The sequence below is a fragment of the Citrobacter sp. Cpo045 genome (genome assembly GCF_030332875.1).
Lineage (GTDB): Bacteria > Pseudomonadota > Gammaproteobacteria > Enterobacterales > Enterobacteriaceae > Citrobacter > Citrobacter portucalensis.
In genome coordinates this window covers 1-16,022 of sequence record NZ_JAOWGZ010000105.1, presented here as the reverse complement: position 1 = coordinate 16,022, position 16,022 = coordinate 1, and the positions used below count along the sequence as shown (strand labels likewise).

Here is a 16,022-nt window from a genome sequence, read left to right as displayed (position 1 = left end):
TGTGCTTATCGAATTAAAATAGGAGAAAGTGACCACAGCCTGCGGTCACAGGGATACAGAGACAACATTACCGCAACGATAACACTAACGGTAGCGTTTTATAGGGCTATTTTGATCCTGTCCGGCGAGCCAGGCGAGCTTTTCGCCAATCTTGCCTTCAAGACCTCTGTTTGTGGGGTGATAATAGCGCGTTTGTGCCATTTCCTGCGGGAAGTACTCTTCTCCGGCGGCATAGGCATTTGGTTCATCATGGGCGTAACGATACTCCTGACCATAGCCCATTTCTTTCATCAGCTTAGTTGGCGCATTGCGCAGGTGGACTGGCACGTCGTAATCCGGACGTTCGCGGGCATCAGCCAGCGCGGCTTTGAAGGCGGTGTAAACCGCATTACTTTTCGGCGCGCAGGCCAGATAAACAATCGCCTGAGCAATCGCTCGTTCACCTTCCGCGGGTCCCACACGGGTAAAGCAGTCCCATGCGGAAATTGCCACCTGCATGGCGCGAGGGTCGGCATTGCCGACATCTTCAGAGGCAATGGCCAGACAGCGACGGGCAACATACAGCGGGTCACCGCCTGCACTAATGATGCGCGCATACCAATAAAGCGCCGCATCCGGGGCGCTGCCGCGAACCGATTTGTGTAATGCGGAGATGAGATCGTAAAAACGATCGCCTTTATTATCGAAGCGTGCGCTGCGTTCACCGGCAATTTCAGTGAGCAATTCTGGTTTCAATACGCGCTTGCCAGAATCATCAACTTCGGCCATATCGGCCATCATTTCCAGCGTATTCAGCGCTCGCCGTGCGTCACCATTAACCAGTTCGGCAATCGCCCGACGCGTCTCTGGTGGCAGTACGATATCCTGGCCGCCGTAACCCCGGGCTTTATCTGACATCGCCTGGTCCAGCACCTGTTCAATATCGTCGGTGGTTAACGATTTCAGTAAATAAACACGCGCCCGCGACAACAGTGCCGAGTTCAGTTCAAACGAGGGATTTTCAGTGGTGGCGCCAATAAACGTGATGGTACCGTCTTCAATATGCGGTAAAAACGCATCCTGTTGGCTTTTATTAAAACGGTGAACTTCGTCCACGAACAGGATCGTACGTCGACCCGCGTTACGATTCTGACGCGCCCGCTCAATCGCTTCACGAATTTCTTTTACACCAGACGTGACCGCCGAAATTCGTTCAACATCGGCGTTAGCGTAACGGGCAATAACTTCGGCTAGCGTGGTTTTCCCCGTCCCCGGCGGACCCCATAAAATCATAGAGTGCAGGTGCCCGGCCTCGATGGCGCGCGGCAAGGGTTTACCCGCAGCCAGCAGATGCTGCTGGCCGATGTACTGCGCTAAATTTTCTGGCCGCATACGTGCGGCCAGTGGCTGAAAGGTATTATCAGAAAAGTCGAGCGACAGATTGCTCACTCACACGCCTCTACTTACGTTGATCGTCAACCGTTACACCTTGCGGCGGGGTAAAGGTGAATTTCGAAGGTTCAATCGCACCATTTTGCTGGGATTTAAGCTGATAGCTGCTGCGCTGATCGTCTTGCTCAACGGCACTGAACTGATGGATCGTCCCGTCCCGCCCAACATTGATAGTAAACTGCTTCAGGTTACCGCTGCTGGTTTTTGGCGTCAGCACGAAATCATCGCCGTTTTGCTTAATATTGTACTGTTGCCAGTCGCTGGCCTGGTTACGCGCAATCAGCATAAACGGCGTGTTGCCCGTGGCGTCTTTCAACCAGGTCGCTGTCGCCTGCTCAACAAACGGGTTAAAGAACCACAGCGTTTTACCATCGGAAACCAGAATGCTCTCGTCAGGCTGCGTCATATGCCAGTTAAACAGATTAGGGCGTTTAACCCATAAGTCGCCCTGACCTTCCTGCACCGCAGCGCCGCTACCGTCCGTGACCTTCTGAGTAAAGCTGGCATGGAAGCTACTGACTTTATCCAGACGGCTTTTCAGGTCGCTGGCAGCATCAGCCCAGACGCTGCTCACCACAAAGCTAGACAGTAATGCACAGGTGATTGCGATTCTTTTCATCGTTATTCCTCAAAATACGTCACTCCCAACGGGGAGATCCCTCTGCTATCCATTTCAGGCCAAAAATCAGCATGAGGAAAGTAGAAAATACTGAATTACTTAACTTTGCAATCATTCGAAGGGCGGCGGAGCCAGCACTTCACGATTACCATTATGCCCTTGTTCGCTGACTATTCCCTGCGCTTCCATCTGTTCGATGATGCGCGCCGCTCGGTTGTAACCGATACGGAACTGACGCTGGACGCCGGAGATTGAGGCTTTGCGTTTCTGAGTAACAAAGTTCACAGCCTGATCGAACAGCGGATCCAGTTCTTCGCCACCATCAAAGCCGCCACCGCCGCCTTCGCTTTCGCTGTCAGAGGTAATGCCATCAACGTATTGTGGACGGCCGCGCGCTTTCCAGTCCTGAACTACCGCGTGAACTTCTTCATCGCGTACAAAGGCGCCGTGTACACGTACAGGGATCGTCGAGTTTGGTGCAGAATAAAGCATGTCACCCATACCCAACAGCGATTCCGCGCCGCCCTGGTCAAGGATGGTACGCGAGTCAATTTTACTGGACACTGTAAAGGCGATACGCGTCGGGATGTTCGCTTTAATCAGACCAGTGATAACGTCAACTGACGGTCGCTGGGTTGCCAGCACCAGGTGGATACCCGCCGCACGCGCTTTTTGCGCCAGACGAGCGATTAGTTCTTCCACCTTTTTGCCAACGGTCATCATCAGGTCAGCGAATTCATCCACCAACACCACGATATACGGCAGTTTTTCCAGCACCGGATGCTGAACATCCATGCTGTCGCCCGGCTTCCAGTATGGGTCTGGAATCGGACGTCCCATACGGGCGGCTTCAGCAATCTTATCGTTATAACCGGCAAGGTTACGCACGCCAAGCGCCGACATCAGTTTGTAGCGACGTTCCATTTCATTGACGCTCCAACGCAAGGCATTGGCGGCATCTTTCATGTCGGTCACAACTTCAGTCAGCAGATGTGGAATACCTTCATAAACAGAAAGTTCCAGCATTTTCGGGTCAATCATGATAAAGCGAACGTCTTCCGGCTGCGCTTTGTACAGCATGCTGAGGATCATGGCGTTCACCCCAACAGACTTACCGGAACCGGTTGTCCCTGCCACCAGCAGGTGCGGCATTTTAGCCAGATCGGCCACCACCGGTTCGCCTGCAATATCTTTGCCCAGCACCACAGTCAGCGGAGATGAGTTATCACGGAATTTAGCGTTATCCAGCACTTCTCGCAGATAGACGGTTTGACGTTTTTTGTTCGGTAACTCCAGTCCGACATACGGTTTGCCTGGAATAACCTCGACCACACGTACCGCCGCGGTCGACAATGAACGCGCCAGATCTCGTGACAGGTTAGAAATACGCGCTGCTTTAACCCCTGGAGCCAGATTAAGCTCAAAGCGGGTAATCACCGGGCCAGGAGAATAGTTCACCACATCGGCTTTAATGCGGAAATCCGCCAGACGCGCTTCCACCAGACGTGCCATTTGTTCCAGTGCGAACGTATCTATCGGCTCAACTTCGCTCGGCGGCGGCGTGAGCAGATCTAACGATGGCAGCGGCGTGCTTGGACGGTGCGCCGGACGACTATCCCCATTACGCATCAGCAGCGGATGGATCAGACTATCCTGCGGCGGCGGTGTAACAGGCTGCGCTGGCTGCTGATAATGCTGCTGCGGTGCAACTGGCTGCGCTGGCTGTTGATAATGCTGCTGCGATGCAACTGGCTGCACCGGTTGCTGGTAGTGCTGCTGCGGTGCAACAGGCTGCGCTGGTTGCTGATAATGCTGCTGTGGTGCAACTGGCTGTGCCGGTTGCTGATAGTGCTGTTGCGGTGCAACTGGCTGCGCCGGTTGCTGATAATGCTGCTGCGGCGCAACTGGTTCCTGGTACTGCGGCGCGGGCTCCGGCATTACGCCAGGCGTAAACAACGGCTCATGCGGCCCCTCATCCACCAGCGTTTTCATTGGCGAAAATTCAAAGTCATCGAGGGAGAACGGATTCGCTCCGACAGGCTGTTCACCGGAATAACGCTGCTGCTGAGAAGAAGCAAACTGGCGAGCCAGTTCCGCTTCTGCGGCTGAATCTTCGTCATCAGTCTGGTGGGTATCGTCCTGATACTCTTCGCCATAACGATGCTGCTGCGACTGAGCGAACTGACGTGCCAGCTCGTCCTGCTGCATTGCATCCATTTCATCGTCACTGTACGCATCTGTATCAAGCTGCTCTTCGCGCGCTTTCTCTTCAGCCATACGCTGTGACGGCAGTTTTATGCCATATGAAGCCAGTTCACGACGAGTAGGCACGCGCACACGATTCGGACGCGGCAACTGCGGGCCAATGCCCTCTTTCACCTGCGGACGCGGCGTACCGCTGCCTGCAAGGCTAAAGACAGGTGCTGCGGCAGCGGCACCTGCCCCTAACGCGGCGCTTTTTACGCCAGCGGCCAGCGGTGCAACGGCAGCAACAGACTCAACGGGTGGTATGGATGCAGGCGTCGGCATAGATGGCGTAGACGGCTTAACACGCTCAGGCTCCTGAGCAGGTTCTGGAATCGGCTGATACCATGCGGCCAGTTGCTCACGCTCACGCGCACGTTTCTCTTCGACTTCTTCAAAGTAATAGAGCGGCGGACGAGTCGGTTTAACTTCTTCAACCACCGGCTCAGGTTCCACCACTGTTGGTTGTTCAACCACAGGCTGCTGGAATGCGGTGTTCTGTTGAGAGGTCGGATCCTGTTGATAGACAGGTTGCAGCACGGGCTCCGGCTGATAAACAGGTTCCGGCTGCGGCGCGACAGGCTGCGTATAAACAGGTTCAACGGGCTGCTGTGCGTAATATTGCGGCTGCGGACTCTGCTCCACAACCGGTTGTTGCCATGGCTCATACGGCTGCTGCACCGGAGGTTGCGCGTACTGGGCTGGCTGCGGATAACCTTCAGGCGCTGGTGCAATCGCGGCATCACCGGTTTGCGGGCCAGGCACGGGTTGCCAGGCCACAGTTGGGACCGGTTGCTCCATAACAGTGTTGGTAACGGGCGACGTTTGCAGCAACGGATCGACCGGTGCGCTCCAGGCCTGAGCGGCCGTTGTAGCTGCAGCTGCTGCAGCCACAGGCTCGGTTACCGAGTGGCCGTTAAGCAGTGGATCAAGTTCGTCATATTCAGGCAGCGTCGCGCGATTACCGGAAAACAGCACATCATTAGGATCGGCAACCACGCCACGGGCGCTGTATTCAATTTCGTCTTCATCATCCATGCGTTTGCCGGAAAACAGCGCCGCATCGGTATGACGACCAAGCGGGTTGGTAAATTTCTCCGCCAGACGTTTACGGCGCGCTAACGCACCGCGCAGGATACGAGCTCGGCGCGACTCATGGGGTTTGCCATCAGCGGCGTCGACAGACTCTTCTTCGTCTTCATATTCTTCGTCATCGACCCAGGTATCGTCGCGGCGGGTACGGTTGCTGGCAAACGTCAGGATATTGAGTAACCAGCCGCCCAGTTTTTCCGCAATGCTCACCCATGACCAACCGGTGAACAGTGTTAATCCCGCTGCCCAAATGCACAACAACGTCAGCGTGCCGCCGCTGCTGTGCAGCAATGGTTGTAGCGTGGTGCTGAGCAGACTGCCGATCACGCCGCCAGAGGCGAAATACCAGATGTCATCGGCGTTAATTGCGGCCAGCCCGCAGGAAGTGAGAATCAGCGCCAGAACGCCAATAATGCGCAGCGAGACGGCAAAATAATCGACGTATTCGTCGCTGGCCTGATGTCGCCAGGCAAACCAGCAGCCACCGACAATGATGACGGGGATGGTGTAGGCCATGACGCCAAAAATAAAGAACAGCGTATCCGCCAGCCATGCTCCAGGTATTCCACCCAGATTATGGATAGGCTCATGCCACGCGGTTTGCGACCAACTGGGATCCGAAGGGTTAAAGCTGAGTAAGGCAGCCATCAACCAGACGGCAAAAAGGGCAATAAGGATCAGTAGCGCTTCCAGAAGTCGGCGCCCGCTGCTTAACTTCGTCAATGTGACGTCTTTGTCTTCAGTGTATTCCTGGCTCAAAAACGGCTCTCCAGGTTTCGGGCTTTTCCTGCCCGATGCTAAAACGGACAACAGCACCGGGTTGCCCCGGCACTGTTGCTGTATGGATTAACAGGAGTGTAATCAAACTGCGTCGATTTTGCACCTGTTCCGTGTTAGCGCGTCTTAATTACCAGACGATTGCTCTGTTTGACTTCTTCCATTACTACATAAGTACGTGTGTCATTCACGCCAGGCAGACGCAGCAGGGTTTCCCCCAACAGCTTACGGTATGCCGACATATCCGGTACGCGTGTTTTCAGCAAATAGTCGAAATCACCGGAAACCAAATGACACTCTTGAATTTCTTCAAGTTTTTGTACTGCAGAGTTAAATTGTTCAAACACATCCGGGGCGCCACGATTCAGAGTAATCTCAACAAAAACCAGAAGTGATGCATCCAGATAATGCGGGTTTAACAGCGCTGTATAGCCCTGAATAAAACCCTGTCTTTCCAACCGACGCACACGCTCAAGGCAGGGCGTTGGTGAAAGTCCCACACGTTTAGAAAGCTCGACGTTAGAAATACGCCCATCCTTTTGCAGCTCATTAAGAATGTTACGATCGATACGGTCGAGATCTTTGCCAGGGCGCTTCTTACTATCTACCATTATTATTGTCTCTCTGTATTCCTTCCCTACTCCTGCCTGACTCTACCAACATCACTGTTCAGAGTCGCTACCCATCAAAATAAACCGCAACCCAGAGGGATTTTCGGTTCGCAATGTCTGGGTTTATGGTGAGAAGACCGTTGCCTGTCGGCGGCTATCGACATCACGAATGGCATCTGTCCACACCATGCGTAGATTTCGCTAACACGGTAAACATGGTATCTACATGCATGATTATGCAGCACATACATGACACAGTTTTTTTCTTCCTTGAATGTTTTCGCAAAACAGCAGGGGATTGTCAAAGCAAAACATCGATTTTTAGTACAACATGCCAGTTATTCATTCGCAGTGATGGAAAATCGTCATTTTATCACCTTATAACTGACCGATTTTAAGTAGAAATCGTTATAGTATTACGACTAATTCTGCCGTTCATCGGTTCCCGCTATTACACATATTGTTAACAAAATCGCCATACTCTTTTTTTACGCCTGTAAATTCCCTACAATCCTGCTCATTGCCTGCTAACAACTATGGGGATCTCATGGGCGCAACCAAACACAGTAAACTTCTTATTCTGGGCTCTGGCCCTGCGGGGTATACCGCTGCGGTCTACGCTGCACGCGCGAACCTGCAACCGGTACTGATTACCGGTATGGAAAAAGGTGGTCAGTTGACCACAACAACAGAAGTGGAGAACTGGCCTGGCGATCCGCACGATCTCACAGGCCCATTGCTGATGGAACGCATGCACGAACATGCGACCAAATTTGAAACTGAAATTATTTTTGATCATATCAGCAAAGTTGATCTGCAAAACCGCCCTTTCCGTCTGACCGGCGACAGCGGTGAATACACCTGTGACGCACTGATCATCGCCACCGGTGCGTCAGCACGCTACCTGGGTCTGCCTTCAGAAGAAGCCTTCAAAGGCCGTGGCGTTTCCGCCTGCGCGACCTGCGACGGTTTCTTCTACCGTAACCAAAAAGTTGCGGTGATCGGCGGCGGCAACACCGCTGTTGAAGAAGCGCTGTACCTGGCGAATATCGCATCTGAAGTGCATTTGATTCACCGTCGCGACAGCTTCCGCGCCGAAAAAATCCTGATCAAGCGTTTGATGGATAAAGTCGAAAACGGCAACATCGTGCTGCATACCCACCGCACACTGGAAGAAGTGACCGGCGATCAAATGGGCGTAACCGGACTGCGCCTGCGCGATACGCAAAACACTGACAACGTCGAGTCACTTGACGTTGCAGGGTTGTTTGTCGCTATCGGTCACAGCCCGAATACCGCCATTTTTGACGGTCAGCTTGAACTGGAAAATGGCTACATCAAAGTTCAGTCCGGTATTCATGGTAACGCCACCCAAACCAGCATTCCGGGTGTATTCGCCGCCGGTGACGTGATGGACCATATTTATCGCCAGGCGATCACTTCAGCAGGCACCGGTTGTATGGCTGCGCTTGACGCAGAGCGTTATCTCGACGGTCTGGCAGACGCTTGCAAATAAGTTTTACAAATCAGTAACAAAAGTAAAAAAGGCGACTATAAGTCGCCTTTATTTTTGCCTCGTTGTAACATTGTCCTGCCCAAAAATTCCAATAACTCACCTGCTAAGCGTGCAATGAATAAAACCCGTCAAAAAGAGCTGACCCGCTGGTTAAAACAGCAAAGTGTAATTTCCCAACGATGGCTGAACATTTCACGCCTGTTGGGGTTCGTGAGCGGCCTGTTAATTGTCGCTCAGGCCTGGCTCATGGCCCGAATTCTCGACCATATGATCATGGACAATATCCCCAGAGAGGCGCTTCTGCTCCCTTTCATTGTGCTGGTATTGATTTTCATCCTGCGGGCATGGGTCGTCTGGTTACGCGAACGTGTCGGGTTTCATGCTGGCCAACATATCCGCTTTGAGATTCGCCGACAGGTGCTTGACCGTCTGCAACAAGCAGGTCCCGCCTGGATACAAGGCAAACCAGCCGGGAGCTGGGCTACGCTAATCCTGGAACAGATTGATGACATGCATGATTACTATGCACGTTATCTGCCGCAAATGGCGCTGGCCGTATGCGTCCCCTTATTGATCGTGGCGGCGGTATTCCCGTCAAACTGGGTAGCCGCCCTTATTCTGCTTGGAACTGCCCCGCTGATCCCGTTGTTTATGGCGATGGTTGGTATGGGTGCAGCCGATGCTAACCGCCGCAACTTTCAGGCTCTTGCTCGCCTCAGTGGCCATTTCCTCGATCGCCTGCGGGGCATGGAAACGCTAAGAATCTTTGGCCGCGGTGAAGCTGAAACAGAAAGCATCCGCGCAGCGTCACAGGATTTCCGCCAGCGCACCATGGAAGTCCTGCGCCTGGCGTTTCTGTCATCCGGTGTCCTTGAGTTCTTTACCTCCCTGTCCATCGCACTGGTCGCGGTTTACTTCGGTTTTTCCTACCTCGGTGAACTCGATTTTGGCCACTACGGGACGGGCGTCACATTGGCTGCTGGCTTCCTGGCGCTCATTCTGGCGCCGGAATTTTTCCAACCCCTGCGCGATCTGGGCACGTTTTATCACGCCAAAGCACAAGCCGTTGGTGCAGCAGACAGTCTGAAAACCTTCATGGAAACCCCGCTTGCACATCCTGAGCGTGGCGATATTGAGCTGACTACAAAAGACGCAGTTTCAATTGAAGCAGAAGATCTGGTCATCACCTCGCCGGAAGGTAAAGTGCTTGCAGGTCCGCTCAACTTTACCCTGCCAGCGGGCCAACGCGCTGTGCTGGTTGGCCGCAGCGGCTCCGGCAAAAGTTCGTTGCTCAATGTCCTGTCCGGTTTTCTCTCTTATCAGGGATCGCTGCGGATTAACGGCTTTGAGCTGCGCGACCTGTCGCCTGATTGCTGGCGCAAACAGCTGTCCTGGGTTGGACAAAATCCGCAGCTCCCTGCCGCCACGTTACGCGATAACGTGCTGCTCGCTCGCCCCGATGCCAGCGAAGAACAGCTGCAAGCCGCACTCGACAGCGCCTGGGTCAGTGAGTTTTTACCACTTCTGCCACAGGGTGTGGATACACCAGTAGGCGATCAGGCTGCTCGACTTTCTGTCGGACAAGCGCAGCGCGTTGCCGTGGCTCGCGCCTTACTCAATCCATGTCAGTTGTTGCTGCTTGACGAGCCCGCCGCCAGCCTTGATGCACATAGCGAACAACGCGTGATGCAGGCATTGAAAGCAGCATCACGCCGCCAGACCACGCTGATGGTGACACACCAACTTGAAGATCTTGCCGACTGGGACGTTATCTGGGTGATGCAGGACGGACAGATCGTTGAACAAGGCACTTATGCCGAACTTAGCGCAGCCAACGGGGCGTTTGCGACATTACTGGCTCATCGTCAGGAGGACATCTAAATGCGCGCTTTGCTACCTTATCTGACGCTGTATAAACGTCACAAATGGATGTTAACCCTGGGGATCGTTCTGGCGATCGTCACACTGCTGGCAAGTATTGGTTTGCTGACGCTTTCCGGCTGGTTCCTGTCGGCTTCTGCTGTGGTGGGTGTCACCGGGATTTACAGTTTTAACTATATGCTCCCTGCTGCCGGGGTGCGCGGTGCGGCAATCACCCGAACCGCGGGCCGCTATTTCGAGCGGCTGGTCAGCCACGACGCGACGTTCCGCGTGCTGCAACATTTGCGTATTTATACCTTCAGCAAACTGCTGCCGCTCTCCCCTGCTGGCCTGTCCCGTTATGGACAAGGTGAATTGCTTAACCGCGTGGTGGCAGATGTCGACACGCTCGATCATCTCTATTTGCGCGTGCTCTCCCCGCTTGTGGGTGCTTTTGTCGTCATCATGGTGGTCACGCTGGGGCTAAGCGTTCTCGATTTCACGCTGGCTATCACTCTCGGCGGTATTATGCTGCTGACCTTATTTATCTTGCCCCCACTCTTTTATCAGGCAGGTAAAAGCACCGGGCAAAGCTTGACGCATTTACGTGGGCAGTATCGTCAGCAGTTAACATCCTGGCTGCAGGGCCAGGCTGAACTGACCATCTTTGGCGCCAGTGAACGTTACCGCGCCCAAATGGAAGCCACCGAGTTGCAGTGGCACGAAGCCCAACGACGTCAGTCTGAATTAACGGCGCTATCACAGGCGGTCATGCTGTTAGTCGGCGCACTGGCAGTGGTTGTAATGTTATGGATGGCCTCAGGCGGCGTGGGTGGCAATACCCAGCCTGGCGCACTGATCGCGCTGTTTGTCTTCTGTGCGCTGGCCGCGTTTGAAGCTTTGGCACCCGTCACCGGGGCGTTTCAGCATCTCGGACAGGTTATTGCCTCTGCGCTGCGCATCACCGAACTGACCGAACAACAGCCAGAAGTCACCTTCCCGGATGCCGGTTCTCCAGTTTCTGAGCAGGTTACTCTCACGCTACACGATGTTTCATTCAGCTATCCGGGGCAAACACAAAAAGCACTCGACACCCTTTCGCTGCAGGCTCAGCCCGGTGAACACATTGCGATTCTCGGTCGCACCGGCTGCGGTAAGTCAACGTTACTACAATTGCTGACCCGCGCATGGGATCCGCAGCACGGCGAAATTCTGATTAATGAGCAGCCGATTTCAGCCCTCAGTGAAACCACGCTGCGCCAGAGCATCAGCGTCGTGCCACAGCGCGTGCACCTGTTCAGCGCGACGCTTCGCGATAACCTGCTGCTGGCAGCACCGCACGCCAGTGATGACACATTATCCGCAATGCTGTGCCGCGTCGGTCTGGACAAACTGCTAGAGGGTGATGGACTCAATGCCTGGTTAGGCGAAGGCGGTCGTCAGCTTTCTGGCGGCGAACTCCGTCGTCTGGCTATCGCCCGCGCCTTATTGCACGATGCCCCACTGATGCTGCTGGATGAACCGACCGAAGGGCTTGATGCCACAACAGAAAGCCAAATGCTTGAATTAATTGGCGATGTCATGCGCGATAAAACCGTACTGATGGTGACACATCGTCTGCGCGGCTTGTCACGTTTTGATCAAATAATAGTGATGGACAACGGACACATTATTGAGCAAGGTAATCACGCAGATTTGTTAGCCCGGCAGGGGCGTTATTACCAGTTTAAGCAACGTCTGTAAGCTATTATTGAACGATCAAACTCGCGTAGTGGAGTTTCGCTGTCATGCGCCTGGTGCAATTGTCCCGCCATTCTATAGCCTTCCCTTCACCGGAAGGCGCTTTACGCGAGCCTAACGGTTTGTTGGCGCTTGGCGGCGATCTCAGTCCAGCTCGACTGTTAATGGCCTACCAGCGCGGAATTTTCCCGTGGTTTTCACCTGGCGACCCCATCCTTTGGTGGTCGCCCGATCCACGCGCCATTCTTTGGCCCGAGAAATTTCATCTCAGCCGCAGCATGAAACGTTTTCATAAAAACTCGCCTTATCGCGTGACGCTCAATTACGCGTTCGGTCAGGTGATTGAAGGCTGCGCGAACGACCGGGAAGAAGGCACCTGGATAACGCATGATGTAGTGGACGCCTACCATCGCCTGCACGAGCTGGGCCATGCGCACTCCATTGAAGTATGGCGACAAAATGAATTAGTGGGCGGTATGTATGGCGTGGCGCAAGGTACGCTATTTTGTGGCGAATCAATGTTCAGCCGTCAGGAAAATGCGTCCAAAACCGCACTGCTTGTTTTTTGCGCTGAATTTATCCGTCAGGGCGGAAAATTAATCGACTGCCAGGTATTAAATAGCCACACAGCTTCGCTGGGCGCCGTCGAAACCCCACGTCGGGAGTACCTTGAACACCTGAGCAGACTGCGCCAGCAGCGGCTACCGAGCCATTTCTGGGTTCCCAGGACGTTATTTTCGCCTCAGGGGTGAATGTTTTCGGCACATTTTTTGTCGGGGTGTTATAATTGTCGCGCAGAGTTGGTTTAGCCCATTACCCCGCCGCCGTTAAGGAACAGTTCGCGTCAGGCAACGCCTATCGTTTATCTCCTCGTTCCCTTACACGTTGCGCTTTAAGTGCGGCTTTGCCGTGTGTGGTTAGAGTAATGCGCCAAACCCGATTTGCTGTGTTTTAAACGCACAAATCTTTACTTATTAAAAGAACTTCGGCATTATCTTGCCGGTTCAAATTACGGTAGTGATACCCCAGAGGATTAGATGGCCAAAGAAGACAATATTGAAATGCAGGGTACCGTTCTCGATACGTTACCTAATACCATGTTCCGCGTAGAGTTAGAAAACGGTCACGTGGTTACTGCACACATCTCCGGTAAAATGCGTAAAAACTATATCCGCATCCTGACGGGCGACAAAGTGACTGTTGAGCTGACCCCGTACGACCTGAGCAAAGGCCGCATTGTCTTCCGTAGTCGCTGATTGTTTTTAACGCCCGAATGGCGTCCAGATAATAAAAGGTCGGTTTAACCGGCCTTTTTTGTGGGCCAAGGTCAGGTATTTAATCCTCAATCATCCGCGCATATTCTTCCGTTAAGAAATCCACTAATGTGCGTACTGACGGCAATAATCCCCTGCGTGATGGAAAGACTGCGTGAATTATTTCTCGCTTCGGTTCCCAGCCGTCGAGCAATGCCATCAGTTCACCCGCGGCTACTTGATCTTTTACCATCAGCTGTGGAAGTTGAACTACCCCAACACCGGCAACTGCGGCTTCACGTAACGCCAGCATATCGGTGGTGATCATACGCGGCGTGAAATGCACCTCCGCACGTGCGCCCTGCGGCCCGAATAACTCCCAACGATGCACATGTTTACCCGTCGCCAGACTCAGGCCCGGCCAACGCGTCAACTCCGCCGGAGAATGTAGCGTTCCCATTTGCTCTATTAACTGCGGGCTGGCATACAAACGATGTCCCCTGTCCGCCAGCACACGCATCACCAGGTCGCTATCCTCAAATGGTCGGGGCCTGACGCGAATCGCCACGTCCAGGCCCTCTCCAACAACGTCCACGCGGCGGTTAGTGGCCTCCAGTTGCACTGATACGTCAGGATAACGCGCCATAAAACGGGCAAGCATTGGCCCGATATGCACATGCAGCAGCGTGACCGGACACGTCAACTTCACCACGCCACGCGGTTCAACCTGTAACGCGGCAATCGCATCCTGCGCTGCCTGCGCTTCCACCAGCATCGCCTTACAGTGTTCGTAAAAGGTTTGCCCAACTTCCGTCACGTTAAACTGGCGGGTGGTTCGCTGAATCAGTCGAACTCCCAGCGTCTCTTCCAGTTGCGCTATCCGTCGGCTTAGTTTTGATTTCGGTTCATCAAGCGCCCGACCCGCCGCCGCGAATCCCCCTTCCTCTACAACATGTACAAACCATGCAAAATCATTGAGATCCGGCTTTGTCATTTTATTGTCCTATTAATGAGACAGTGAGGACTATTTTAGCTACTACTCAGCTCGCTGTCATGAATATAATCTTATTCACATCAAGATAACGCCACAGAGGAGACACATATGAAACAAGTAACAGGCGTCTACACCGCACCTCGCCCACACTGGGTTGGCGATGGATTTCCGGTTCGCTCGATGTTTTCTTACCAGTCTCATGCTGAGCAACTAAGTCCGTTCCTGCTGCTGGATTACGCCGGCCCACATACGTTTACGCCGGGTAACGATAAACGCGGCGTAGGCGAACACCCTCACCGTGGTTTTGAGACGGTGACCATCGTTTACAGCGGCGAAGTTGAACACCGTGATTCAACCGGTCGCGGAGGCATTATCGGCCCCGGCGACGTGCAGTGGATGACCGCAGGAGCAGGAATATTGCACGAAGAGTTCCATTCACCTGAATTTACCCGTCAGGGTGGCGAACTGGAAATGGTACAGCTGTGGGTCAATCTGCCAGCAAAAGACAAAATGGCCGTTCCGGGTTACCAGGGCATCAGCAGCGATGTGATCCCCACTGTCGCCCTGCCTGATGAAGCAGGGAGCGTTCGTGTGATTGCGGGCAGCTATCAGGATACAAAAGGCCCGGCACATACCTTCTCGCCGCTGAACGTCTGGGATATGCGTTTGCAACGTAATCATCAGCTCACGTTGTCACAGCCGGAAGGATGGAGCACTGCCCTGGTGGTATTGAAAGGGAATATCACCGTAAACGGCACTACGTCTGCCAGCGAAGCGCAACTGGTGGTGCTGAGCCAGCAGGGGAAAACGCTGCATATTGAAGCCTCCAGCGACGCCAGCGTGCTGCTGCTTTCTGGAGAACCGTTGAACGAGCCGATTGTAGGTTACGGTCCGTTTGTAATGAACACGAAACAAGAAATCGCTGAAGCCGTACGCGATTTTAACTCCGGCCGCTTTGGCCAAATCTGAATCGAAGGAGAAGAATATGTCCAGTCCTGCAAACTTTAATGGTTCACGTCCGGTCATCGATGTGAATGATTCCGTCATGCTGCTTATCGATCATCAGAGCGGGCTGTTCCAGACCGTCGGCGACATGCCAATGCCAGAACTGCGTGCGCGTGCCGCCGCGCTGGCTAAAATGGCGACTCTGGCGAAGATGCCGGTGATTACCACGGCATCCGTACCGCAGGGACCTAACGGCCCGCTGATCCCTGAGATCCACGCCAATGCGCCGCATGCCCAATACGTGGCGCGTAAGGGCGAAATCAACGCCTGGGATAACGAAGATTTCGTGAAAGCGGTCAAAGCAACGGGTCGTAAAACGCTGATTATCGCCGGTACGATTACCAGCGTGTGCATGGCTTTCCCAGCTATCAGCGCGGTTGCGGAAGGCTATAAGGTCTTCGCAGTGATCGACGCTTCCGGTACTTACAGCAAAATGGCGCAGGAAATCACCCTGGCTCGTGTTGTTCAGGCTGGCGTCGTGCCGATGGATACCGCCGCCGTCGCTTCTGAAATTCAGGGTACATGGAACCGTGAAGACGCCGCCGAATGGGCGGAAGTGTATACCAAAGTCTTCCCGGCTTATCAGTTGCTGATCGAAAGCTACAGCAAAGCTCAGGAAGTCGTGACCAGCGGCGAAAAACTGGACTCTCAGCGCTAATCCTTTCCTCCGCGCCTGCCTGGGCGGAGGAATATGTATATTGCGTAACCAAACGAGAGTTAACACGTAAATTCTGCTTGACCGTTTTAGCGCAACTCCCTATAGTAGCGCCCCGTTGCCCCCCAAGCGGTCAGGCAGCAATACAATATGGTGAGGTGTCCGAGTGGCTGAAGGAGCACGCCTGGAAAGTGTGTATACGGCAACGTATCGGGGGTTCGAATC

12 protein-coding genes are annotated in these 16,022 nt (G+C 53.7%); 7 read left to right on the top strand and 5 right to left on the bottom strand.

Going from position 1 to position 16,022, the window contains the following annotated elements; genetic code table 11:
* Positions 1-84: 84 nt before the first annotated feature.
* The 4 genes from rarA to lrp form a co-directional block, all read right to left on the bottom strand.
* Positions 85-1,428, bottom strand: a complete 1,344-nt coding sequence (gene rarA, locus OGY13_RS21135) for a replication-associated recombination protein RarA (RefSeq protein ID WP_003836910.1) — start codon at positions 1,426-1,428, stop codon at positions 85-87.
* A gap of 10 nt (positions 1,429-1,438) precedes the next feature.
* Positions 1,439-2,050 (bottom strand): outer membrane lipoprotein periplasmic chaperone LolA, encoded by a 612-nt coding sequence (gene lolA, locus OGY13_RS21130; RefSeq protein ID WP_003831898.1) that lies wholly within the window; start codon positions 2,048-2,050, stop codon positions 1,439-1,441.
* A 111-nt stretch (positions 2,051-2,161) separates the two neighbouring features.
* Positions 2,162-6,145: a DNA translocase FtsK gene (gene ftsK, locus OGY13_RS21125; protein ID WP_213752061.1), complete on the bottom strand. Its 3,984-nt coding sequence runs from the start codon at positions 6,143-6,145 to the stop codon at positions 2,162-2,164.
* A 134-nt stretch (positions 6,146-6,279) separates the two neighbouring features.
* Entirely contained in the window at positions 6,280-6,774 is a 495-nt protein-coding gene (gene lrp, locus OGY13_RS21120) for a leucine-responsive transcriptional regulator Lrp (RefSeq protein ID WP_002439523.1), read from the bottom strand.
* 547 nt (positions 6,775-7,321) lie between these two features.
* On the opposite strand from lrp, the gene trxB reads away from it, so the two are divergent.
* From trxB to infA, 5 genes are all read left to right on the top strand, one after another.
* A complete protein-coding gene (gene trxB / locus OGY13_RS21115; protein ID WP_003831889.1) occupies positions 7,322-8,290 on the top strand; it encodes a thioredoxin-disulfide reductase in 969 nt (322 codons plus the stop codon).
* Between the two features lie 114 nt (positions 8,291-8,404).
* Positions 8,405-10,171, top strand: a complete 1,767-nt coding sequence (gene cydD / locus OGY13_RS21110; RefSeq protein ID WP_003831887.1) for a heme ABC transporter permease/ATP-binding protein CydD — start codon at positions 8,405-8,407, stop codon at positions 10,169-10,171.
* On the top strand, positions 10,172-11,893 hold the full coding sequence (gene cydC / locus OGY13_RS21105) for a heme ABC transporter ATP-binding protein/permease CydC (protein WP_128611538.1): 1,722 nt from the start codon (positions 10,172-10,174) through the stop codon (positions 11,891-11,893).
* 44 nt (positions 11,894-11,937) lie between these two features.
* The gene (gene aat / locus OGY13_RS21100; protein WP_032948928.1) at positions 11,938-12,642 is read left to right on the top strand and encodes a leucyl/phenylalanyl-tRNA--protein transferase; all 705 of its coding nucleotides are present in this window, start codon (positions 11,938-11,940) and stop codon (positions 12,640-12,642) included.
* Between the two features lie 285 nt (positions 12,643-12,927).
* Positions 12,928-13,146, top strand: coding sequence for a translation initiation factor IF-1 (infA, locus tag OGY13_RS21090; RefSeq protein WP_002211347.1), 219 nt, complete (start codon positions 12,928-12,930; stop codon positions 13,144-13,146).
* A 79-nt stretch (positions 13,147-13,225) separates the two neighbouring features.
* Here infA and OGY13_RS21085 read toward each other — a convergent pair whose 3' ends face one another.
* Positions 13,226-14,137, bottom strand: a complete 912-nt coding sequence (locus OGY13_RS21085) for a LysR family transcriptional regulator (protein ID WP_213752062.1) — start codon at positions 14,135-14,137, stop codon at positions 13,226-13,228.
* A 108-nt stretch (positions 14,138-14,245) separates the two neighbouring features.
* Here OGY13_RS21085 and OGY13_RS21080 point away from each other — a divergent pair, with 108 nt between their 5' ends.
* Positions 14,246-15,106, top strand: coding sequence for a pirin family protein (locus tag OGY13_RS21080; protein ID WP_103015121.1), 861 nt, complete (start codon positions 14,246-14,248; stop codon positions 15,104-15,106).
* 16 nt (positions 15,107-15,122) lie between these two features.
* Positions 15,123-15,800 carry an isochorismatase family protein gene (locus tag OGY13_RS21075; RefSeq protein WP_003831673.1) on the top strand — a complete coding sequence of 226 codons (678 nt, stop codon included), beginning with the start codon at positions 15,123-15,125 and terminating at the stop codon, positions 15,798-15,800.
* Positions 15,801-16,022: the final 222 nt, after the last annotated feature.